The organism is Enterobacter asburiae, assembly GCF_001521715.1.
Classification (GTDB): domain Bacteria; phylum Pseudomonadota; class Gammaproteobacteria; order Enterobacterales; family Enterobacteriaceae; genus Enterobacter; species Enterobacter asburiae.
The window spans coordinates 4,066,386-4,088,221 of record NZ_CP011863.1 but is presented as its reverse complement, the minus strand read 5'-3'; the positions used below and the strand labels follow the sequence as shown (position 1 = coordinate 4,088,221).

21 protein-coding genes and 2 tRNA genes are annotated in these 21,836 nt (G+C 53.5%); 5 read left to right on the top strand and 18 right to left on the bottom strand.

Annotated elements, in window-relative coordinates:
• Window positions 1–60: 60 nt before the first annotated feature.
• The 7 genes from rpsO to ACJ69_RS19770 form a co-directional block, all read right to left on the bottom strand.
• Window positions 61–330: a 30S ribosomal protein S15 gene (gene rpsO, locus ACJ69_RS19800; protein WP_003861789.1), complete on the bottom strand. Its 270-nt coding sequence runs from the start codon at window positions 328–330 to the stop codon at window positions 61–63.
• Between the two features lie 154 nt (window positions 331–484).
• The gene (truB, locus tag ACJ69_RS19795) at window positions 485–1,435 is read right to left on the bottom strand and encodes a tRNA pseudouridine(55) synthase TruB (protein ID WP_029739630.1); all 951 of its coding nucleotides are present in this window, start codon (window positions 1,433–1,435) and stop codon (window positions 485–487) included.
• On the bottom strand, window positions 1,435–1,839 hold the full coding sequence (gene rbfA / locus ACJ69_RS19790; protein WP_003024988.1) for a 30S ribosome-binding factor RbfA: 405 nt from the start codon (window positions 1,837–1,839) through the stop codon (window positions 1,435–1,437). The genes truB and rbfA overlap by 1 nt, the downstream gene beginning before the upstream one ends.
• Before the next feature lie 89 nt (window positions 1,840–1,928).
• Window positions 1,929–4,616 carry a translation initiation factor IF-2 gene (gene infB, locus ACJ69_RS19785; protein ID WP_059347575.1) on the bottom strand — a complete coding sequence of 896 codons (2,688 nt, stop codon included), beginning with the start codon at window positions 4,614–4,616 and terminating at the stop codon, window positions 1,929–1,931.
• A gap of 24 nt (window positions 4,617–4,640) precedes the next feature.
• A complete protein-coding gene (gene nusA, locus ACJ69_RS19780; RefSeq protein WP_029739628.1) occupies window positions 4,641–6,143 on the bottom strand; it encodes a transcription termination factor NusA in 1,503 nt (500 codons plus the stop codon).
• A 28-nt stretch (window positions 6,144–6,171) separates the two neighbouring features.
• A complete protein-coding gene (gene rimP / locus ACJ69_RS19775; RefSeq protein ID WP_014833432.1) occupies window positions 6,172–6,624 on the bottom strand; it encodes a ribosome maturation factor RimP in 453 nt (150 codons plus the stop codon).
• A gap of 207 nt (window positions 6,625–6,831) precedes the next feature.
• A tRNA-Met gene (locus ACJ69_RS19770) sits at window positions 6,832–6,908 on the bottom strand.
• 287 nt (window positions 6,909–7,195) lie between these two features.
• Between ACJ69_RS19770 and argG the strand changes: the two genes are divergently transcribed.
• On the top strand, window positions 7,196–8,542 hold the full coding sequence (argG, locus tag ACJ69_RS19765) for an argininosuccinate synthase (protein ID WP_023309336.1): 1,347 nt from the start codon (window positions 7,196–7,198) through the stop codon (window positions 8,540–8,542).
• Between the two features lie 191 nt (window positions 8,543–8,733).
• Here the strand turns inward: argG and ACJ69_RS19760 are convergent.
• The 6 genes from ACJ69_RS19760 to rlmE form a co-directional block, all read right to left on the bottom strand.
• Window positions 8,734–8,820, bottom strand: a tRNA-Leu gene (locus tag ACJ69_RS19760).
• A 9-nt stretch (window positions 8,821–8,829) separates the two neighbouring features.
• A complete protein-coding gene (secG, locus tag ACJ69_RS19755; protein ID WP_054829684.1) occupies window positions 8,830–9,162 on the bottom strand; it encodes a preprotein translocase subunit SecG in 333 nt (110 codons plus the stop codon).
• A 223-nt stretch (window positions 9,163–9,385) separates the two neighbouring features.
• On the bottom strand, window positions 9,386–10,723 hold the full coding sequence (gene glmM / locus ACJ69_RS19750; RefSeq protein ID WP_023309339.1) for a phosphoglucosamine mutase: 1,338 nt from the start codon (window positions 10,721–10,723) through the stop codon (window positions 9,386–9,388).
• Window positions 10,716–11,564: a dihydropteroate synthase gene (gene folP, locus ACJ69_RS19745; protein WP_054829683.1), complete on the bottom strand. Its 849-nt coding sequence runs from the start codon at window positions 11,562–11,564 to the stop codon at window positions 10,716–10,718. Before folP ends, glmM begins: the two co-directional genes overlap by 8 nt.
• Window positions 11,565–11,662: 98 nt before the next feature.
• Window positions 11,663–13,597: an ATP-dependent zinc metalloprotease FtsH gene (gene ftsH / locus ACJ69_RS19740; RefSeq protein ID WP_029739626.1), complete on the bottom strand. Its 1,935-nt coding sequence runs from the start codon at window positions 13,595–13,597 to the stop codon at window positions 11,663–11,665.
• 102 nt (window positions 13,598–13,699) lie between these two features.
• On the bottom strand, window positions 13,700–14,326 hold the full coding sequence (gene rlmE / locus ACJ69_RS19735) for a 23S rRNA (uridine(2552)-2'-O)-methyltransferase RlmE (RefSeq protein ID WP_010436004.1): 627 nt from the start codon (window positions 14,324–14,326) through the stop codon (window positions 13,700–13,702).
• Window positions 14,327–14,453: 127 nt separating this feature from the next.
• Between rlmE and yhbY the strand changes: the two genes are divergently transcribed.
• Window positions 14,454–14,747, top strand: coding sequence for a ribosome assembly RNA-binding protein YhbY (gene yhbY, locus ACJ69_RS19730; RefSeq protein WP_003861814.1), 294 nt, complete (start codon window positions 14,454–14,456; stop codon window positions 14,745–14,747).
• A gap of 151 nt (window positions 14,748–14,898) precedes the next feature.
• Here yhbY and greA read toward each other — a convergent pair whose 3' ends face one another.
• Window positions 14,899–15,375, bottom strand: a complete 477-nt coding sequence (greA, locus tag ACJ69_RS19725) for a transcription elongation factor GreA (protein ID WP_059347573.1) — start codon at window positions 15,373–15,375, stop codon at window positions 14,899–14,901.
• 228 nt (window positions 15,376–15,603) lie between these two features.
• Between greA and dacB the strand changes: the two genes are divergently transcribed.
• The 3 genes from dacB to pmrB are packed head-to-tail and all read left to right on the top strand — an operon-like array spanning window position 15,604 to window position 18,742.
• Entirely contained in the window at window positions 15,604–17,037 is a 1,434-nt protein-coding gene (gene dacB, locus ACJ69_RS19720; RefSeq protein ID WP_029739625.1) for a serine-type D-Ala-D-Ala carboxypeptidase, read from the top strand.
• A gap of 2 nt (window positions 17,038–17,039) precedes the next feature.
• A complete protein-coding gene (gene pmrA / locus ACJ69_RS19715; RefSeq protein ID WP_029739624.1) occupies window positions 17,040–17,702 on the top strand; it encodes a two-component system response regulator PmrA in 663 nt (220 codons plus the stop codon).
• The gene (gene pmrB / locus ACJ69_RS19710) at window positions 17,699–18,742 is read left to right on the top strand and encodes a two-component system sensor histidine kinase PmrB (RefSeq protein ID WP_047646427.1); all 1,044 of its coding nucleotides are present in this window, start codon (window positions 17,699–17,701) and stop codon (window positions 18,740–18,742) included. The genes pmrA and pmrB overlap by 4 nt, the downstream gene beginning before the upstream one ends.
• Window positions 18,743–18,776: 34 nt before the next feature.
• Here the strand turns inward: pmrB and cgtA are convergent, their stop codons facing one another.
• The 4 genes from cgtA to rplU form a co-directional block, all read right to left on the bottom strand.
• Complete coding sequence (gene cgtA / locus ACJ69_RS19705; protein ID WP_010436018.1) at window positions 18,777–19,952, bottom strand: Obg family GTPase CgtA; 1,176 nt, start codon at window positions 19,950–19,952, stop codon at window positions 18,777–18,779.
• Between the two features lie 15 nt (window positions 19,953–19,967).
• Window positions 19,968–20,933, bottom strand: coding sequence for a DMT family transporter (locus ACJ69_RS19700; RefSeq protein WP_059347571.1), 966 nt, complete (start codon window positions 20,931–20,933; stop codon window positions 19,968–19,970).
• Window positions 20,934–21,029: 96 nt separating this feature from the next.
• Window positions 21,030–21,287 carry a 50S ribosomal protein L27 gene (gene rpmA, locus ACJ69_RS19695; protein WP_004385076.1) on the bottom strand — a complete coding sequence of 86 codons (258 nt, stop codon included), beginning with the start codon at window positions 21,285–21,287 and terminating at the stop codon, window positions 21,030–21,032.
• A 19-nt stretch (window positions 21,288–21,306) separates the two neighbouring features.
• Window positions 21,307–21,618: a 50S ribosomal protein L21 gene (gene rplU / locus ACJ69_RS19690; protein ID WP_003025032.1), complete on the bottom strand. Its 312-nt coding sequence runs from the start codon at window positions 21,616–21,618 to the stop codon at window positions 21,307–21,309.
• Window positions 21,619–21,836: the final 218 nt, after the last annotated feature.

Below are 21,836 nucleotides of genomic sequence, written 5' to 3'. Positions count from 1 at the left end.
TTGCTGCCGTCTGGTTGAAAAAAGGGGCCATCAGGCCCCCTTTTCTGAAACTCGCAAGAATTAGCGACGCAGACCCAGACGCTCGATCAGCGCGGTGTAGCGTGCAACATCTTTACGTTTCAGGTAGTCGAGCAGTTTACGACGCTGAGAAACCATACGCAGCAGACCACGACGGCTGTGGTGATCTTTTTTGTGCTCTGCAAAGTGACCCTGCAGGTGGTTAATCTGTGCAGTCAGCAGTGCAACCTGAACTTCGGTAGAACCGCTGTCGTTAGTACCACGACCAAACTCAGAAACGATTTTAGCTTTAGCTTCAACGCTTAGAGACATTTTCAAACTCCAAAGTATAAAGAATGTAAGGATGCCGATCTCTAATTCAGCAATCCCATGTACGCCCCGCAGATTGTTAAACAATTTACCAGGCGTTAAGCGGCGATATTCTACTCGTCTCCCCTGCTTATCGCAAGGTGAGCCGTTATCACCGTCACGCGTCGACCGGATATTCGACGACCAGACGACGCGGCGCAACGCGCCCTTCGCCATCCATTTCGCCCATACCGATGAATTTCCCTTCGTCACCTTCGGTCACGCGTACCAGTCCTTCCAGCGGCGCTTGTGCCGTACGAACCGGGTTGCCGTTCTTAAAGTAAACGGACGATGTTAAAGGAAGATTAACAACCGGGAAGTCTGCTGCCGGACTGTCCATCGGCATCAGCAAGGGATCCAGCAAATCTGCCGGCGCAATCCCCTGCGCTTCCGCCTGTTCTACCAGCTCGCGCAGCTGTTCCAGGGTCACCATCCGCTCCACCGGGTACTTGCTTACCGCCAGACGGCGCAGGTAAATCACATGCGCACCGCAGCCCAGCTTTTCACCGAGGTCGTCGATGATGGTGCGAATATAGGTCCCTTTCGAACAGTGTACTTCCAGCTCCAGCTCATCACCTTCGTGGCGAATAAACAGCAGCTCATACACGGTTATCGGACGGGCTTCACGCGGGACGTCAATGCCCTGGCGTGCATATTCGTAGAGCTTCTTGCCCTGATATTTCAGCGCCGAATACATCGACGGCACCTGCATCGTGTCCCCACGGAAGCTCTCCAGCGCAGCATCAAGCTGTTCCGCGCTGAAGGTCACCGGGCGCTCTTCCACCACCTGGCCATCCGCGTCGGAGGTATCCGTGCGCTGGCCCAGTTTAGCGATAACGCGGTAACGCTTATCGGAGTCGAGCAGGTACTGGGAAAACTTTGTCGCCTCTCCCAGGCAGACCGGCAGCATGCCGGTTGCCAGCGGATCGAGCGCGCCCGTATGGCCAGCACGGTTGGCGTTATAAATACGCTTAACTTTTTGCAGTACGTCGTTGCTGGAAGCGCCCTGGGGTTTATCCAGCAGCAGCACACCATGCACGTCGCGACCGCGACGACGAGGACGACTCATCAGTCCTCCTTGCTGTCGTCCGCCGGATTAACACGACGCTCATCGTCATGTTTAACCACGCTGGTCACCAGATTGGACATACGCATACCTTCGACCAGCGAGTTGTCGTAGAAGAAGGTCAGTTCAGGCACGATACGCAGGCGCATCGCTTTGCCGAGCAGGGAGCGGATGAAACCAGAGGCTTCCTGCAGCGCTTTAATGCCGTTTTTCACTGCCGCTTCGTCCTGATCGTTCAGGAAGGTGACGAACACTTTTGCATACGCCAGATCACGGGACATTTCGACACCGGAAACGGTGGTCATCATGCCGACGCGCGGGTCTTTAATTTCACGTTGCAGAATGAGTGCGATCTCTTTCTGCATTTCCTGCGCTACGCGCTGAGGGCGACCAAATTCTTTCGCCATAATAAATTCTCCAGACAAAAAAGGGGCTAAAAGCCCCTTTTAAAATTATTGCCGAGTGGCGCGAGGCGATCCCGGCTTACAATCGGTAATTAAGCGATGGTACGCTGAATTTCGATGATCTCGAACACTTCGATCATATCGCCAACGCGAACGTCGTTGTAGTTCTTCACGCCGATACCACATTCCATGCCGTTACGGACTTCGTTAACGTCATCTTTGAAGCGGCGCAGGGATTCCAGCTCGCCTTCGTAGATAACCACGTTGTCACGCAGTACGCGGATTGGGTTGTGACGCTTGATGTTACCTTCGGTAACCATACAGCCCGCGATCGCACCGAATTTCGGTGATTTGAACACGTCACGTACTTCAGCCAGACCGATGATCTGCTGTTTCAGCTCAGGAGACAGCATGCCGCTCATCGCTGCTTTCACTTCGTCGATCAGGTTATAGATGACGGAGTAGTAACGCAGATCCAGGCTTTCAGCTTCAATCACTTTACGCGCAGATGCATCCGCACGAACGTTGAAGCCAACCAGGATAGCGTTGGAGGCAGCAGCCAGGGTCGCGTCGGTTTCGGTGATACCACCTACGCCAGAACCGATGATCTTCACTTTCACTTCGTCGGTAGACAGTTTCAGCAAGGAGTCGGAGATCGCTTCCACAGAACCCTGAACGTCAGCTTTCAGAACGATGTTCACTTCGTGAACTTCGCCCTCGGTCATGTTGGCAAACATGTTCTCGAGTTTAGATTTCTGCTGACGAGCCAGTTTAACTTCACGGAATTTGCCCTGACGATACAGTGCCACTTCACGCGCTTTCTTCTCGTCACGCACAACGGTCACTTCGTCACCGGCAGCCGGAACACCGGACAGACCCAGGATTTCCACTGGAATGGACGGACCCGCTTCCAGAACTTCCTGACCCAGTTCGTTACGCATCGCACGAACGCGGCCGTATTCGAAGCCACACAGAACGATGTCGCCCTTGTTCAGGGTACCTTCACGAACCAGAACGGTTGCAACCGGGCCACGACCTTTATCCAGGAAGGATTCGATTACCGCGCCGCTCGCCATACCATTACGGATCGCTTTCAGCTCCAGTACTTCAGCCTGCAGCAGGATCGCGTTCAGCAGGTCGTCGATACCGGTACCCGCTTTAGCAGATACTGGGATGAACTGCGCTTCACCGCCCCACTCTTCCGGCATAACGCCGTACTGAGACAGTTCGTTCTTCACGCGGTCCAGATCGGCTTCTGGCTTATCGATTTTGTTGACTGCAACAACCAGAGGCACCTGCGCCGCTTTCGCGTGCTGGATAGCTTCGATGGTCTGTGGCATCACGCCGTCGTCTGCGGCAACAACCAGGACTACGATATCCGTTGCCTGAGCACCACGAGCACGCATTGAGGTAAACGCTGCGTGACCTGGGGTATCCAGGAAGGTGATCATGCCGTTTTCGGTTTCTACGTGGTAAGCACCGATGTGCTGGGTAATACCACCCGCTTCACCAGAGGCGACCTTAGTAGAACGAATGTAGTCAAGCAGAGAGGTTTTACCGTGGTCAACGTGACCCATGATGGTCACAACCGGTGCACGCGGTTCAGCCGCAGCGCCAGTATCACGGTCGCTCATTACTGCTTCTTCCAGCTCGTTTTCACGACGCAGGATAACTTTGTGGCCCATCTCTTCAGCAACCAGCTGTGCGGTTTCCTGATCGATCACCTGGTTGATGGTCGCCATGGCGCCCAGTTTCATCATCGCTTTGATGACCTGAGAGCCTTTAACCGCCATCTTGTTCGCCAGATCGCCAACGGTGATGGTTTCGCCAATCACGACGTCACGGTTTACGGCCTGAGCAGGCTTCTGGAAGCTCTGCTGCAGAGCGGAACCTTTACGCTTGCCGCCTTTACCACCGCGAACAGCCGCGCGTGCTTCTTCACGGTCAGCTTTGGATTCAGCGTGCTTGTTGCCTTTTTTCGCCGGACGCGCAGCTTTTGCATTACGGCCACGGCCACGACCGCCTTCAACTTCACGGTCGTTATCATCTTCAGCCTGACGCGCATGCTGAGAAGTGGTCACGTGATAGTCGCTGGTGTCTTCAGTCGGCTCAACGGTATTCACACCATTCTTCTCGTTTTCTTCTGCCATACGGCGCGCTTCTTCGGCGACGCGGCGAGCTTCTTCTTCCAGCTTACGGCGGGCTTCTTCTTCCGCTTTACGCTTCAGCTCGGCAGCTTCATTTTCACGGCGGGCTTTTTCAGCCTGGGCGGTTTTGGTCATTTCGTCTGTCTGTTGATTGCTCACTTTGTCTTTTTCCGCAGCGTCACGCTTCACTTTATCACTTGCGTCGCGTTTCGCTTTTTCTGCGGCCTCACGTTCAGCTTTTAATTCTGCTTCACGTTTGGCGGTTGCTTCCGCCTCACGCTGAGCTTGTTCTTCCGCTTCACGCTGTGCCTGCTCTTCCGCGGCAAGGCGTTCTGCCTCTTGCGGATCACGTTTTACAAAGGTGCGCGTCTTGCGGACTTCAATTTGTACCGATTTGCTTTTGCCACCGGTACCAGGGATGTTTAACGTGCTGCGCGTTTTGCGCTGCAGCGTTAACTTGTCAGGCGTAGAACCGTGTTCACGGTTCAGGTGCGTTAACAAGGTTTGTTTTTCTTGCGCGCTCACCGAGTCATCAGCGGACTTCGGGATCCCTGCATCAGCAAATTGCTGTACCAGGCGGTCCACGGAGGTCTGAATCTCAGCAGCCAGCGATTTTACAGTTACATCAGTCATGCTGTTCCTTCCTGCTACAGTTTATTACGCTTCGTCGCCGAACCAGCAAATATTACGTGCGGCCATGATGAGCTCGCCGGCTTTCTCGTCGGTTAAACCTTCGATATCAGCCAGGTCATCAACGCCTTGCTCAGCGAGATCTTCCAGCGTACAAACACCACGGGCAGCCAGCTTGAACGCAATCGCACGATCAAGACCTTCCAGATTCAGCAGGTCATCAGCCGGCTTCTTATCGCCAAGGCTTTCTTCCTGAGCCAGTGCCAGGGTGGTCAGTGCGTTTTTAGCGCGTTCACGCAGGGCTTCAACGGTTGGTTCATCCAGACCGTCAATTTCCAGCAGCTCTTTCATTGGCACATAGGCCAGTTCTTCCAGCGTAGAGAAACCTTCTTCAACCAGAACAGTGGCGAAGTCTTCGTCAATATCCAGGTATTTAGTGAAGGTATCGATCGCCGCATGGGCTTCAGCCTGATGCTTAGCCTGCAGGTCATCAACGGTCATTACGTTGAGTTCCCAGCCGCTCAGCTGTGACGCCAGGCGTACGTTCTGACCGTTACGGCCGATTGCCTGCGCCAGGTTGCCCGCTTCAACAGCGATATCCATGGTGTGTTTGTCTTCGTCAACAACGATAGACGCCACATCAGCTGGAGCCATTGCGTTGATCACGAACTGCGCCGGGTTGTCATCCCACAGAACGATATCAATACGTTCGCCGCCCAGCTCAGTAGAAACAGCCTGGACACGCGCACCGCGCATACCGACGCAAGCACCGACCGGGTCGATACGCTTGTCGTTGGTTTTCACCGCAATTTTCGCACGGGAGCCCGGATCGCGAGCCGCCGCTTTAATCTCGATAACTTCTTCACCGATTTCCGGCACTTCGATACGGAACAGTTCTACCAGCATTTCTGGTTTAGAACGGGTCACGAACAACTGTGCACCACGCGCTTCAGGACGAACGGCGTACAGAACACCGCGGATACGGTCGCCTGGACGGAAGTTTTCACGCGGCAGCATATCTTCACGCAGGATCACGGCTTCAGCGTTACCCGGCAACCCTTCGGATTTGATCTCCAGGGAGATATTGTCGCGGTTCACTTTCTTCACCACACCGGTGATGATTTCGCCTTCCTGATCGCGGAACTGATCGACAACCAGCGCGCGCTCGGCTTCGCGAACTTTCTGCACGATAACCTGTTTAGCGGTCTGGGTCGTGATACGGTCGAAGGTAACAGATTCAATCTGATCTTCAACGTACTCGCCCACGTTCAGACTTTCGTCTTCAAAACGGGCGGCTTCCAGCGTGATCTCTTTGGTCGGCTGGGTCACTTCTTCAACGATTACCCAACGACGGAATGTATCGAAGTCACCGCTTTTACGATCGATTTCTACGCGAACATCGATCTCTTGTTCGTATTTTTTCTTGGTTGCTGTAGCCAGTGCACTTTCCAGCGCTTCGAAAATCTTCTCACGCGGCAGTGATTTCTCGTTGGAGACGGCTTCAACAACAGCCAAAATTTCTTTGTTCATCGCGGGCTTTTCACCTCAATCCAGACTGTTAAAAGTGGGGAACCAGGTTCGCCTTCTGGATATTACTCAGCGCGAACACTTCATCTTTGCCTTCGACTGTCACCGTGATCATTTCACCATCAACGGCTTTGATAATTCCCTGCCATTTACGGCGGTTCTGTACGGCCATACGCAGAACGAGAGCCACTTCTTCACCGGTAAAGCGCACGTAGTGCTCGGCCGTGAACATCGGGCGATCGAGGCCAGGTGAGGAAACTTCCAGGTTGTACGCAACGGTAATCGGGTCTTCAACATCAAGAACCGCACTCACCTGGTGGCTGACATCAGCACAATCATCAACATTGATGCCATCTTCACTATCAATATAGATGCGCAGCGTCGATGTACGGCCGCGAACGAATTCGATGCCGACCAGTTCGTAGCCCAGTGCTTCGACCGGTGCAGTAATCATCTCTGTTAATTTTTGCTCTAATGTGGACAAGCCCACCCCCAAGACATAAAAAAAGGGCGTAAAGCCCAGTTATTCTGTAGTCAGATAACAAAAAACCCCGATAAATCGGGGCTTTAGATAACTGAACCCTATAGCCACAACTGTGGCCTGGAGCACTTTCCGAAAGAATTTTTTCAAATCCAGCTACGAAGGCTCTAAGTCTTCACAGTATATTTGAAAAAGAACTTTATGGGAAAGTGGTTGCGGGGGCCGGATTTGAACCGACGACCTTCGGGTTATGAGCCCGACGAGCTACCAGGCTGCTCCACCCCGCGCCTGAAACGTGGCAAATTCTACGCGTTTTGGACAGAATTTGCAAATAATGCTGGGATTTGGTACCGAAGACGGGACGTAAAATCGGCGTTTAGTATATTGATAGTTGACCCCACCTGTCAACCCAACTTCCGCCAGATCGATTAGACCAAAATTTTTACAAAAAACGCACGACTCTCTTCCGGTCTTCGCCAAAAGATGATTAAATGAATACTCACTTATTTTGCATAAAAATGCACAAGAGAGCGAAAGCGGTCTCTAATCAGTCAATCAAGCAGGGTTTTATTCTATGACGACGATTCTCAAGCATCTTCCGGTTGGACAACGTATTGGCATCGCTTTCTCAGGTGGCCTGGATACCAGCGCTGCACTGCTGTGGATGCGCCAGAAGGGAGCGGTTCCGTACGCCTATACTGCGAACCTGGGTCAGCCGGATGAGGACGACTATGATGCCATTCCTCGTCGCGCTAAAGAGTATGGTGCAGAGAATGCGCGCCTGATTGACTGCCGTAAGCAACTGGTCGCTGAAGGTATCGCGGCTATTCAGTGTGGTGCATTCCATAACACCACCGGCGGCCTGACCTACTTCAACACCACCCCGCTGGGCCGTGCGGTCACCGGCACCATGCTAGTTGCGGCGATGAAAGAAGACGGCGTCAACATCTGGGGTGACGGCAGCACCTATAAAGGTAACGATATTGAACGTTTCTATCGCTATGGCCTGCTGACCAACGCCGAACTGCAGATCTACAAGCCGTGGCTGGATACCGACTTCATCGACGAGCTGGGTGGCCGCCATGAGATGTCCGAGTTTATGATCGCCTGCGGTTTCGACTATAAGATGTCAGTCGAGAAAGCCTATTCCACCGACTCCAACATGCTGGGTGCGACGCACGAAGCGAAAGACCTGGAATTCCTGAACTCCAGCGTGAAGATCGTTAACCCGATCATGGGCGTGAAGTTCTGGGACGAAAACGTCAAAATCCAGGCTGAAGAAGTGACCGTGCGTTTCGAACGCGGCCATCCGGTGGCGCTGAACGGTAAAACCTTCTCTGATGATGTTGAACTGATGCTGGAAGCTAACCGTATTGGCGGTCGTCACGGTCTGGGTATGAGCGATCAGATTGAAAACCGCATCATCGAAGCGAAAAGCCGTGGCATCTATGAAGCCCCGGGAATGGCGCTGCTGCACATCGCTTACGAGCGTCTGCTGACCGGCATTCACAACGAAGATACCATCGAGCAGTATCACTCTCATGGCCGTCAGCTGGGTAAACTGCTGTATCAGGGCCGCTGGTTCGATCCACAGGCGCTGATGCTGCGTGATGCGCTGCAGCGTTGGGTGGCAAGCGCGATCACCGGTGAAGTAACGCTGGAACTGCGTCGCGGTAACGATTACTCCATCCTGAACACCGTGTCTGACAACCTGACCTATAAAGCAGAGCGTCTGACCATGGAGAAAGGTGAATCAGTGTTCTCGCCGGACGATCGTATTGGTCAGCTGACCATGCGTAACCTGGACATCACCGATACCCGCGAGAAGCTGTTCAACTATGTTGAGAATGGCCTGCTCTCCGCGAATTCCGGTAACGGTCTGCCGCAGGTTGAAAACCTGGAGCACAGCGATAAGAAGTAATCGCTGATATAACGTGCAAAAGGCGCCCACAGGGCGCCTTTTTTATTTTGATTTTCGTAGGCCCGGTAAGCGCAGCGCCACCGGGCAACATGGCGGGTGGCGCATTCGCTTACCCGCCCTACAAAAGATCGGAGACTCGCAATCTACAGACGAAAAAAAAGACGTCTTTCGACGTCTTTCTTCTGGAATATTGGTACCGAGGATGGGACTCGAACCCACAAGCCCGTTAGGGCACTACCACCTCAAGGTAGCGTGTCTACCAATTCCACCACCTCGGTACAGAATACTTAGTGCGGGATATCGCTGGCTGGCTTAGCCGGTGCAGCTGGCTGAGTTTGCTCAGTTTTCGCTGGCGCGCTCAGGTTTTCCCACTCGCTTCCTTTGCTGGTCTTGTTGCTGTTGATATTGCCAAGCACCAGACTGATGATGAAGAACAGCGTAGCCAGAATCGCCGTTGTGCGGGTCATGAAGTTCGCAGAACCACTTGAACCGAACAGCGTACCGGAAGCGCCTGCTCCGAAGGAGGCTCCCATATCAGCGCCTTTACCTTGCTGCAGCATAATCAGCGCTACGAGAGCGATGGCTACAATAAGGAAAACAACTAAAAGAGCTTCGTACATAATCAACCTGTTCCTTGCGGATTTGCCGCATACCAATGCTTCGACCAATTAGCAGGATTTTTGTTTCCCACTGAAGCGGGTGTGAATACTAACCAAAGCGAATGACCTTCGCAAGGGCATTTTTGACGCATTGTATCAACTGCGGAAAAAAACAGCAAAAAGCCATTAATTGCTTAAAAGAAAGGCGACAAAAGCCGCCTTTTTATATATTTAGCGTGCACAATTATGCAGCTTTCACAGCATCCGCAATACGGTGTGCAAATTCGGTAACCTGCGCTTCGTCTTCACCTTCCACCATCACGCGGATCAGCGGTTCAGTACCGGACTTACGCAGCAGCACGCGTCCACGATTGCCCAGGGCCGCTTCAACGTCAGCCATCACCGCTTTAACGTTCTCATTTTCCAGCGGATCGCCTTTACCAGCAGTGAAGCGTACGTTTACCAGGATCTGTGGGAACATTTTCATCCCGCTGCACAGATCGTGCAGGCTCATATGGTTGCGCGCCATTGCGGCAACCACCTGCAGCGCGGCCACGATACCGTCACCGGTGGTGGTTTTATCGAGCAGGATCACGTGACCCGAGTTTTCTGCACCGATGCGCCAGCCCTTCTCCTGCAGTTTTTCCAGCACATAGCGGTCACCGACTTTCGCGCGGACAAACGGAATACCGAGCTGTTTCAGCGCCAGTTCCAGGCCCATGTTACTCATCAGCGTGCCCACCGCACCGCCGCGCAGCTGGCCCTGACGCAGGCCCTCACGGGCAATGATGTAGAGGATCTGATCGCCGTCGACCTTGTTACCTTCGTGGTCGACCATGATCACGCGGTCACCGTCGCCGTCCAGCGCAATGCCCAGGTCGGCTTTCTCTGCCAGAACACGCGCCTGCAGGGCACGAACGTCAGTTGCGCCCACCTGCTCGTTAATGTTCAGACCATCCGGCTCACAGCCAATGGTGATGACTTTCGCACCCAGTTCGCGGAAGACATTCGGGGCGATGTGATAGGTCGCGCCATTAGCACAGTCCACTACAATTTTGAGGTGAGCAAGGCTTAGCTCATTCGGGAAGGTGCCTTTACAGAATTCGATATAACGGCCCGCCGCATCAACGATACGGTTCGCTTTACCCAGCTCTGCGGAATCAACGCAGGTGATCTCTTTTTCCATTTCGGCTTCAATGGCTTCTTCCACGTCATCCGGGAGCTTGGTGCCGTCAATGGAGAAGAATTTAATGCCGTTGTCGTAGAACGGGTTGTGAGAAGCTGAGATAACAATCCCCGCTTCCGCACGGAAGGTGCGCGTCAGATACGCGACTGCAGGCGTTGGCATTGGGCCTGTAAAGGACGCGGACAGTCCAGCCGCCGCCAGACCCGCTTCCAGCGCTGATTCCAGCATATAGCCGGAAATACGGGTGTCTTTACCGATAATGATCTTACGGGAACCATGACGCGCCAGCACTTTGCCAGCAGCCCAGCCGAGCTTCAGGACAAAATCAGGGGTGATGGGAGCATCGCCTACACGCCCACGGATACCATCGGTACCAAAATACTTACGATTACTCATAGCGTTTGTTTTCCTTCGCTGCCAGTGTGGCTTCCACCACACGCATGGCTTCTACTGTTTCTTTGACGTCATGGACACGAATAATGTGCGCGCCCTGCATCGCCGCAATCACCGCGCAGGCCAGGCTGCCGCTCAGGCGTTCGCTCGGCCCCACGTTCAGCAACTGCCCAATCATCGACTTTCTCGACATCCCCACCAGCAGCGGCAGGTCAAAGTGATGGAATTCCGATAAGCGCGCAAGCAACGCATAATTGTGGGAGAGATTTTTACCGAAACCGAACCCTGGGTCGAGCAACAATTTCTCTTTTGGGATACCTGCACGTTCACAGCGCGCGATATGCTCAATAAAGAAGCGATTCACGTCGGCAAAGACATCGTCGTACTTCGGTGCTTCCTGCATGGTTTTCGGCTGGCCCTGCATATGCATCAGGCATACCGGTAACCCCGTCTCTGCCGCGGCTTCAAGTGAGCCAGGCTCGGTGAGTGAGCGAATATCATTGATAATGTGAGCGCCCACTCTCGCCACTTCACGAATCACTTCGGGTTTAGAGGTATCAACGGAGATCCATACTTCAAACCGCTGTGCAATCGCTTCAACCACCGGCACCACGCGCGCCAGCTCTTCTTCCACAGACACATCCGCCGCACCAGGACGCGTCGATTCACCGCCCACGTCAATGATGGTGGCACCCGCATTAATCATTAAATTCGCGTGCTTAACCGCCTCGATAAGCGTGTTATGCGTGCCGCCGTCAGAGAAGGAGTCAGGGGTAACATTCAGGATCCCCATCACATGGGGATGTGAAAGATCGAGATGCGAGTCCTGAGCGAATAATTTCATGGCGAAATCCCTGGTATCTATATCGTTAAACAGAAATGAAAAACCCCGGAGCAAGCTCCAGGGTTTGAATTACAGACAAACGCTTCAACAGCAGTGGCTTACTTATCGCCCAACTGTTCTGACATGGTGTTGCCCGGATTTGGCGTACGCGGTTCATCAACCGGACGCGGCGCACGCGGGGTGCCATTGTTGTCAGAATTATTGGAAGCGCCTGGGTCTTCCCAGCCCGCTGGCGGACGCACTTCACGGCGCGCCATCAGGTCGTCAATCTGCGGTGCATCAATGGTCTCATATTTCATGAGCGCATCTTTCATCGAATGCAGGATGTCCATATTGTCGGTCAGGATCTGGCGTGCACGTGCGTAGTTACGCTCTACCAGAGATTTTACTTCCTGGTCGATGATACGCGCCGTCTCATCGGACATATGTTTCGCTTTAGCCACAGAACGGCCCAGGAATACTTCACCCTCTTCCTCTGCATACAGCAGCGGACCGAGTTTGTCGGAGAAGCCCCACTGCGTCACCATGTTACGCGCCAGGTTTGTCGCAACTTTAATGTCGTTGGACGCACCGGTAGAAACATGTTCCACACCGTAGATAATCTCTTCTGCCAGACGACCGCCGTACAGGGTCGAAATCTGGCTTTCCAGCTTCTGACGGCTGGCGCTGATCGCGTCGCCTTCAGGCAGGAAGAAGGTCACACCCAGCGCACGACCGCGCGGAATAATCGTCACTTTATGCACCGGATCGTGTTCCGGCACCAGGCGACCGATAATCGCGTGACCCGCTTCGTGGTATGCCGTGGACTCTTTCTGCGCTTCCGTCATCACCATGGAGCGACGTTCCGCACCCATCATGATTTTATCTTTCGCTTTCTCAAACTCCACCATCGATACGACGCGCTTGTTACCGCGAGCGGCAAACAGTGCAGCTTCGTTGACCAGGTTCGCCAGGTCCGCACCGGAGAAGCCCGGGGTACCGCGCGCAATGATTGCCGCATCGATATCCGGCGCCAGCGGTACGCGACGCATGTGAACTTTCAGAATCTGTTCACGACCGCGAACGTCCGGCAGACCCACAACAACCTGACGGTCGAAACGGCCTGGACGCAGCAGCGCAGGGTCAAGTACGTCCGGACGGTTAGTCGCCGCGATAACGATGATACCTTCGTTACCTTCGAAGCCGTCCATCTCAACCAGCATCTGGTTCAGCGTCTGTTCACGTTCATCGTGACCACCGCCCAGGCCAGCGCCACGCTGGCGGCCTACGGCGTCGATTTCATCGATGAAGATAATGCACGGTGCTGCCTTCTTGGCCTGCTCGAACATGTCACGCACACGAGATGCACCGACACCCACGAACATTTCGACAAAGTCAGAACCTGAAATAGTAAAGAACGGCACCTTCGCTTCACCCGCGATGGCTTTCGCCAGCAGGGTTTTACCGGTACCCGGAGGGCCAACCATCAGCACGCCTTTCGGGATCTTACCGCCCAGTTTCTGGAAACGGCTCGGTTCACGCAGGTATTCAACCAGTTCACCCACCTCTTCTTTCGCTTCGTCACAACCGGCGACGTCAGCGAAGGTAGTCTTGATCTGGTCTTCCGTCAGCATACGCGCCTTGCTCTTACCGAACGACATGGCACCTTTGCCACCGCCGCCCTGCATCTGACGCATAAAGAAGATCCAGACGCCGATAAGAAGCAGCATCGGGAACCAGGAAATGAAGATAGAAGCCAGCAGGCTTGGTTCTTCTGGCGGCTCGCCAACTACCTTGACGTTTTTGGTCAGAAGATTATCAAGCAGCTTAGGATCGTTCACCGGGATGTAAGTCGTGTAACGGTTACTATCTTTCTTGGTAACGTTGATCTCACGTCCGTTGATACGCGCTTCGCGAACCTGGTCCTGATTGACCTCCTGCAGGAAGGTAGAATAATCCACCTTGCGGCCATTCGACTCGCTGGGCCCAAAGCTCTGGAATACTGACATCAGCACGACGGCAATGACTAGCCAGAGAATTAGGTTTTTCGCCATGTCACTCAAGGGATTAACCTCACATTACAACTGTGTTAAAAACAGCGTCAGGATACTCTATATCCAGTTTCATTCAAACTTTCGCCTGAAATCTACCGGTTATCATTTTCGCCCGGTCGCTACAATATACACTTCTCGGGAACGGGCCCGGGAAGAGTCCGGCTTACGAACTTTAACCTTCGCAAACAGGGAGCGAATTTCCTTAAGATACTCCTCGAAACCTTCGCCCTGAAACACCTTCACAACAAAACTACCACCAGGCGCCAGAACATCACGACACATTTCTAACGCTAGCTCCACCAGATACATGCCGCGGGGGATATCCACCGCAGGTGTTCCACACATATTTGGTGCCATATCAGACATGACAACCTGAACCTTACTGTCACCCACACGTTCAAGTAACGCTTTCAGCACTAATTCATCACGAAAGTCGCCCTGAAGGAAGTCGACACCAACGATGGGATCCATTGGTAAAAGATCGCACGCGATGATTCGACCCGCTCCGCCGATCTGCGTGACCGCATACTGGGACCATCCGCCAGGGGCAGCACCGAGGTCGACAACCGTCATCCCCGGCTTAAAAAGTTTGTCACTTTGCTGTATTTCATCAAGTTTAAACCAGGCGCGGGAACGTAACCCCTTTTTCTGCGCCTGCAGAACATATTTATCGCTAAAGTGTTCCTGAAGCCAGCGGCTGGAACTGGCAGAACGCTTTTTACCTGTCATTTAACTTTTCCGTCCGGGTTCATCGTTGCTTACCTTTGGCGTAAATTTCTACGCTGCTATTTGGCGATATTAGGGAGATGGCGGTAGAATGAACCGTTTTCAATCCCAACGTAAGCAAAAATATACGATGAATCTGAGTACTAAACAAAAACAGCACCTTAAAGGTCTGGCACATCCGCTCAAGCCTGTAGTCATGCTTGGCAACAATGGTTTGACCGAAGGGGTGCTTGCCGAGATTGAACAAGCGCTGGAACACCACGAGCTGATCAAGGTGAAAATCGCCTCTGAAGACAGAGACACTAAAAACCTGATCGTGGAAGCCATCGTGCGCGAAACCGGCGCCTGTAATGTACAGGTCATCGGTAAAACGCTGGTGCTCTACCGCCCATCTAAAGAGCGTAAAATCTCGCTGCCACGCTAAGGATATCCTGAATCAAACACATTTTCTGTGTGAAACGAGGGATTTCTGTCAGCAGGCGAGCAAAATGCCATGCTCCTTGAGTTGATAAAAGGCCGCTATGCGGCCTTTTTCTTTTCTTTACAATGTATCAACATCTTAGTGGAGAAGCGAATTACAGGTATTCAACCTTAATAATTTCGTATTCCACTTCACCGCCAGGGGTGCGGATGGTGACAACATCGTCCTGCTCTTTGCCGATCAGGCCGCGAGCAATCGGAGAGTTCACTGAAATCAGGTTCTGTTTGAAGTCTGCTTCATCATCACCCACGATGCGATAGGTCTGCTCTTCGTCGTTGTCCAGGTTCAGCACGGTCACGGTAGAACCAAAGATCACACGCCCATTATTAGGCATTTTGGTGATATCGATAATCTGTGCATTGGACAGTTTTGCTTCGATATCTTTAATACGCCCTTCACAGAAGCCCTGCTGCTCACGCGCGGCGTGGTATTCAGCGTTCTCTTTCAGGTCGCCATGCTCGCGCGCATCCGCGATAGCGGCGATGATTTCAGGGCGACGCACGGATTTCAGGAAATCCAGCTCTTCGCGCAGTTTTTCGGCACCACGTAAGGTCATCGGAATAGCTTGCATTTGTTATACCTCTTAAACATTCCTGTTGGGAGCAGTGTTCCCTGCTCCTGCCCCCCTAAGCGGGCAAGAAGCAAAAAGAAAACCGACCCGGGAGCAATGCCCCAGGTCAGCAGCAATTTTTCAATTTGATATGCATTTTACCGCGAAGTTCACTATGGGTCATCGTTTACTTTGCAGTGCCATGCACCGTAGTATGACGGTTTGTTTTCGGGTTGTTAGCGCGAGATTATGCGATTTTCCAGATTTATCATCGGATTGACTACCAGTATAACGTTCACCGCCCAGGCCGCGAATGTTGATGAGTACATTAATCAGCTCCCCGCAGGCGCGAACCTTGCCCTGATGGTGCAGAAGGTTGGCGCACAGGCTCCCGAGATTGACTATCACAGTCAACAGATGGCGCTGCCTGCCAGTACCCAAAAGGTGATCACTGCCCTCGCCGCCCTGCTCCAGCTCGGGCCTGACTTCCGTTTTACGACCACACTCGAGACCAAAGGTAACGTCGAGGGTGGCGAACTGAAAGGCGATCTTATCGCCCGTTTTGGCGGCGATCCGACCTTTAAGCGCCAGGATATCCGCAATATGGTTGCGGTACTGAAAAAATCTGGCGTGCAGAAAATTGATGGCAATGTGCTGATCGACACGTCCATCTTTGCCAGCCACGATAAAGCCCCTGGCTGGCCGTGGAACGACATGACCCAATGTTTTAGCGCCCCACCCGCCGCCGCTATTGTTGACCGTAACTGCTTCTCGGTTTCGCTTTACAGCGCGCCAAAGCCAGATGATTTAGCGTTTATCCGCATAGCGTCCTACTACCCGGTCACAATGTTTAGCCAGGTCCGCACGCTGGCGAAAGGCTCCCCGGATGCGCAATATTGTGAGCTGGACGTCGTGCCGGGCGATCTTAACCGCTTTACGCTTACCGGCTGCCTGACGCAGCGCGCCGATCCGCTGCCGCTGGCCTTTGCGATACAGGATGGGGCAAGCTATGCGGGCGCCATTCTGAAAGATGAACTGAAACAAGCGGGCATAACCTACTCCGGCACGCTGCTTCGCCAGACGCAGGTTAACCAGCCCGGCACGGTCATCGCCAGCAAACAGTCTCCTCCGCTGCACGATTTACTGCGAATCATGCTGAAAAAGTCTGACAACATGATTGCCGACACCGTATTTCGCATGATTGGTCACGCGCGTTTCGGCGTGCCGGGCACCTGGCGTGCGGGTTCAGACGCCGTTCGTCAGATCCTGCGCCAGCAGGCCGGGATCGAGCTGGGTAATACCATCGCCGTCGATGGCTCCGGATTATCGCGTCATAATTTGATCTCTCCGGCCACGATGATGCAGGTGCTTCAGTACATTGCGCAGCACGACACTGAGCTAAACTTTATTTCAATGCTGCCGCTGGCCGGGCATGACGGTTCACTGCAGTACCGCGCCGGGCTTCACGCTGCCGGTGTGGATGGCAAAGTATCCGCTAAAACAGGCTCACTGCAGGGGGTTTACAACCTTGCTGGCTTCATCACTACCGCCAGCGGACAGCGCATGGCATTCGTGCAGTATCTTTCCGGCTATGCCGTCGAACCGACCGACCAGCGCAATCGTCGTATTCCGCTTGTTCGCTTCGAAAGCAGGCTTTATAAGGACATCTACCAGAATAACTAGCGATGAAACTACTCATAGTTGAAGACGATCTGTTATTGCAGGAAGGGCTGGCGCTGGGGCTGACCAATGAAGGTTATGCCCTCGACTGTGCCGGCACCGCAGCGGAGGCGGACGCCCTGATCCAGAGCGGCGAATACAGTCTGGTGATCCTCGATTTGGGCCTGCCTGATAAAGACGGCGCCACGCTGCTCAGCCAGTGGCGACGCCGCGGTATCGCCAACCCGGTGTTGATCCTGACGGCGCGCGATGCCATTGAGGATCGTATCACCGGCCTTGATGCAGGCGCAGATGATTACCTGGTGAAGCCTTTTGCGCTTGCGGAGCTGCAGGCTCGAGTGCGAGCGTTGATTCGCCGCTATCAGGGCCATAGTGATAACTTACTGACCGACGGCGATATTACGCTGAATCTGCAAACCCAGCAGGTACTGCGCCGGGACCAGGCGGTAGAAGTGACGCCAAAAGAGTTCGCCCTGCTTACGCGTCTGATCATGCGCAGCGGGCAAACGGTGCACAGAGAAACGCTCCAGCAGGATATCTACTCCTGGCAGGACGACCCGGGGTCAAATACCCTTGAAGTTCACATTCACAACCTGCGTCGCAAGCTCGGCAAGGACAGAATCAAAACCGTCCGTGGCGTTGGCTATCGCCTTGAGAGCCAGAAATGAACAGCATGCGTCGGCGTTTGATGGTGCTGCTGGCGGTTATTCTCTTATTTTTCCAGCTGATAAGCGTCATCTGGCTGTGGCATGAAAGCCGTGAGCAGATTGGCTTTCTGGTGAATGAAACGCTGTCGGCAAAAGCCCGCAATAACCATGTCGAAAAAGAGATCCGCGAGGCGATTGCTTCCCTTCTCGTCCCTTCTCTGGTGATGGTCGGTTTCACGCTGCTGTTTTCATTCTGGGCGGTCACCTGGATAACCCGACCGCTGAATAAACTGCGTGACAGCCTGGCTAACCGTTCGGCGGATAACTTAACTCCGCTTCCTATGTATTCCGACATGGAAGAAATAGGCGCGGTGACAACCTCCCTGAACCAGCTGCTCGCCCGGCTGGACAATACCATTCAGCAGGAGCGTCTCTTCACCGCTGACGCCGCACATGAGCTCCGAACGCCCCTTGCCGGTATCCGGCTTCATCTGGAGCTTATGGCGCAGTCAGGCGCACCACAGGCCGCGACGTTAATTAGCCGTATCGATCAGCTCATGCATACCGTCGAACAGCTGCTGATGCTGGCCCGTGCCGGACAGGCAATGGCCAGCGGACACTACGAAACCGTGAGCTGGACGGAAAATATCATTGAACCTCTCGGCCTGGGGCATGAAGCCAAAGAGCATACGGTGATTTGGCCCGCTAAAAGCGCGCTCACGGTTCAGGGAGACGCCGTGCTCCTGCGTCTGATGCTGCGCAACCTGCTGGAGAATGCCGGGCGCTACAGCCCGGCAGGGACAACGATTACAGTGACATTAACCGAGATCGACGGGGGGACGCAGATCGGTGTGATCGATCAGGGGCCCGGTATTGATGAAGCGCACCGACAGTCAATTACCGAGCCATTCCGCCGTCTTGACCAGCGCTACGGTGGCAGCGGTCTGGGCCTGAGTATCGTGCAGCGCATCGTGCAGCTCCACCACGGCAGGTTGACGCTTGAGAACGGCGCTGAAGGTGGTTTGATCGCCAGCTGCTGGCTGCCCGCAACGCTGGAATAAAAAAAGCCCCCATAATGGGGGCTTTGGACAGATATTAGTGCTTGTAGATGAACTCGACGCCTTCTTCGTCGTCTTCATCCCAGTCATCGTCCCAGTCTTCATCATCTTCTTCCGCTTCCAGCTCTTCGAGCTGCTGACGGTGGTAGTCATCCCACATGAATTCGACTTTTTCAGGCTGTTTCGCTTCTTCCGCCTGAACAATTGGGTTCTCAATGATGAAGGTCATCACATCCCAGCACAGATCTTTCACGCCAACCTGGCTTGCCGCAGAGATCAGGTAGTATTTATCTTCCCAACCCATCGCTTCAGCAATCGCTTTGGCTTTTGCTTCCGCTTCGGCCTTGTCCATCAGGTCGATCTTGTTGAAGACCAGCCAGCGCGGCTTACCTGCGAGTTTTTCGCTGTATTTTTCAAGTTCACCGATGATGATACGGGCGTTTTCGACCGGATCGGACTCATCGATTGGATTAATATCAACGATGTGCAGCAATACGCGGCAGCGCTCAAGGTGTTTCAGGAAGCGAATACCCAGTCCTGCGCCTTCTGCTGCGCCCTCGATCAAACCAGGGATATCAGCGACAACAAAGCTCTTTTCGTGGTCCATACGAACAACGCCCAGGCTTGGCACCAGCGTCGTAAACGGATAATCCGCCACTTTTGGCTTCGCGGCCGATACAGCACGGATAAACGTCGATTTACCGGCGTTAGGCATACCCAGCATACCCACGTCTGCCAGCAGCATCAGTTCCAGCTGCAGCTCGCGCGTATCGCCCGGTGTGCCCATGGTTTTCTGACGCGGAGCACGGTTAACCGATGATTTAAAACGGCTGTTACCGAGACCGTGCCAGCCACCTTTAGCAACCAGCAGGCGCTGACCGTGTTTGGTCATATCACCCATGGTTTCACCAGTGCCCTGGTCAATCACACGCGTACCGACCGGAACCTTGATGTTGACGTCTTTACCACGTTTACCGGTACAGTCACGGCTCTGGCCGTTCTGGCCGCGCTCGGCACGGAAAGATTTTTCGAAACGGTAGTCGATCAGCGTGTTGAGGTTTTCATCCGCCTCCAGCCACACGTCACCACCATCCCCGCCGTCGCCGCCGTCAGGACCGCCACGTGGGATATACTTTTCACGGCGGAAGCTCACGCAACCATTGCCGCCATCACCAGCCACGACCAGGATCGTCGCTTCATCAACAAACTTCATTTTACTCTCCGTAACTCATTCGCCTGAGCGGGGGACTACTACAACCGCTTCATTTTTGCGCCAACGTCCCCAAAGACGATGACCAATGGCGGAATACATCGCGCCCGCAACCACGACAAACGCACCGAGATAACCCAACAGGTTGAGCATCGGTCTGACGAAGACATCGGGCCAGGCCATTGATAACAAATCTGAAAATAACAGCGTAAACAGCGGAGTAAGCGTAATTAACGCGCTCACCTGTGCTGCCTGCCAGCGCGCCATCGCTTCGGCCAGCGCGCCATAACCGACCAGCGTGTTCAGCCCACAAAAAATGAGGCACGCCAGTTGCCAGTCGCTAAGCTGGGAAATCACACCCGGCTTTGCTAATGGCAGCAATGCTATTGTACACAAAGTGTACAGTAAAAAGAGGATCTGCTGTGAGGCAAGACGACGCAATAACACCTTTTGTGCGACGCCATAGCTCACCCAGACCGTTGCTGCCCCCACACCAAAAATTACACCCCATGTGTAATCCGTCAGGCGGGTGAAAATCTCTATCAGACTGGTGTTGAAGAACATCACCAGACCGCACAGCAGCATGCTCGCCCCGATAATCTGCGTACCACGCATCTTTTCCTTGAGGATAAAGACGCTGGCGACCATCATGCCCACCGGTGAAAGCTGACCTATCACCTGCGACGCCGTGGGGCTGAGATATTGCAGGGAAGAGCTGAACAGGATGAAGTTACCGAACAGACCGCCCGTCGCGATAGCCAGCAATACCAGCCAGCGCGGTTTGCGGAAAAGCCGCAAGGGTGGAAGCTTACCTTTGATAGCCAGAATGGCCCCGAGGCCGATGCTTGCCATCAGAAAGCGATAAAAGACCACCGTAGGCGGCTCCATCACTTCCAGAACCTGCTTCATTGCAATTGGCAGCGCACCCCAGCACATTGCGGTAGTGAGCGCCAAAACAATACCAATGCCGGCCTGCTGCTTCATGCCCGTTTTCCCTACAGAAAAAATTACCGGGTTTCCAATGTAAAAAGCCCCGCAACACGTTGCGGGGCTTTAATCCGTTACCGGACCGAGAAAACCTTACTCAGCAACGATGCTGATGTATTTACGGTTGTTCGGGCCTTTAACTTCAAATTTCACTTTACCGTCTGCTTTAGCAAACAGAGTGTGGTCACGACCGCAACCTACGTTGTTGCCAGCGTGGAATTTGGTACCACGTTGACGAACGATGATGCTACCCGCCAGAACGGATTCGCCACCGAAACGCTTAACGCCAAGGCGTTTAGCTTCTGAATCGCGACCGTTACGTGTGGAGCCGCCAGCCTTTTTATGTGCCATTTAAATCTCTCCTCAGGTCTTAGGCGCTGATGCCAGTAATTTTCACATCAGTGAACCACTGACGGTGGCCCTGCTGCTTACGGTAGTGCTTACGACGACGAAACTTAACGATTTTAACTTTCTCGCCACGACCGTGTGCAACAACTTCAGCTTTGATAACGCCGCCATCAACGAAAGGAACGCCGATTTTGACTTCTTCACCGTTTGCGATCATCAGAACTTCTGCGAACTCAACAGATTCGCCAGTTGCGATGTCCAGCTTTTCCAGGCGAACGGTCTGACCTTCGCTTACTCGGTGTTGTTTACCACCACTTTGGAAAACCGCGTACATATAAACTCCGCTTCCGCGCACGTCCTCGTATGAATCAGAGTGCGCTATAAATATTCACAATAGGGCGCGAATATTACGCAAAACGCGAGCCTTTGACAAGTGCTACCGTCAATACATGAAGAAAAAAAACACAACACGTACGGTAACGTTTATCTGTGCCGTTTTTTCAGTACAATCAGCACTACTATTGATAAACCGAAACCCTTCGTTACCCCATT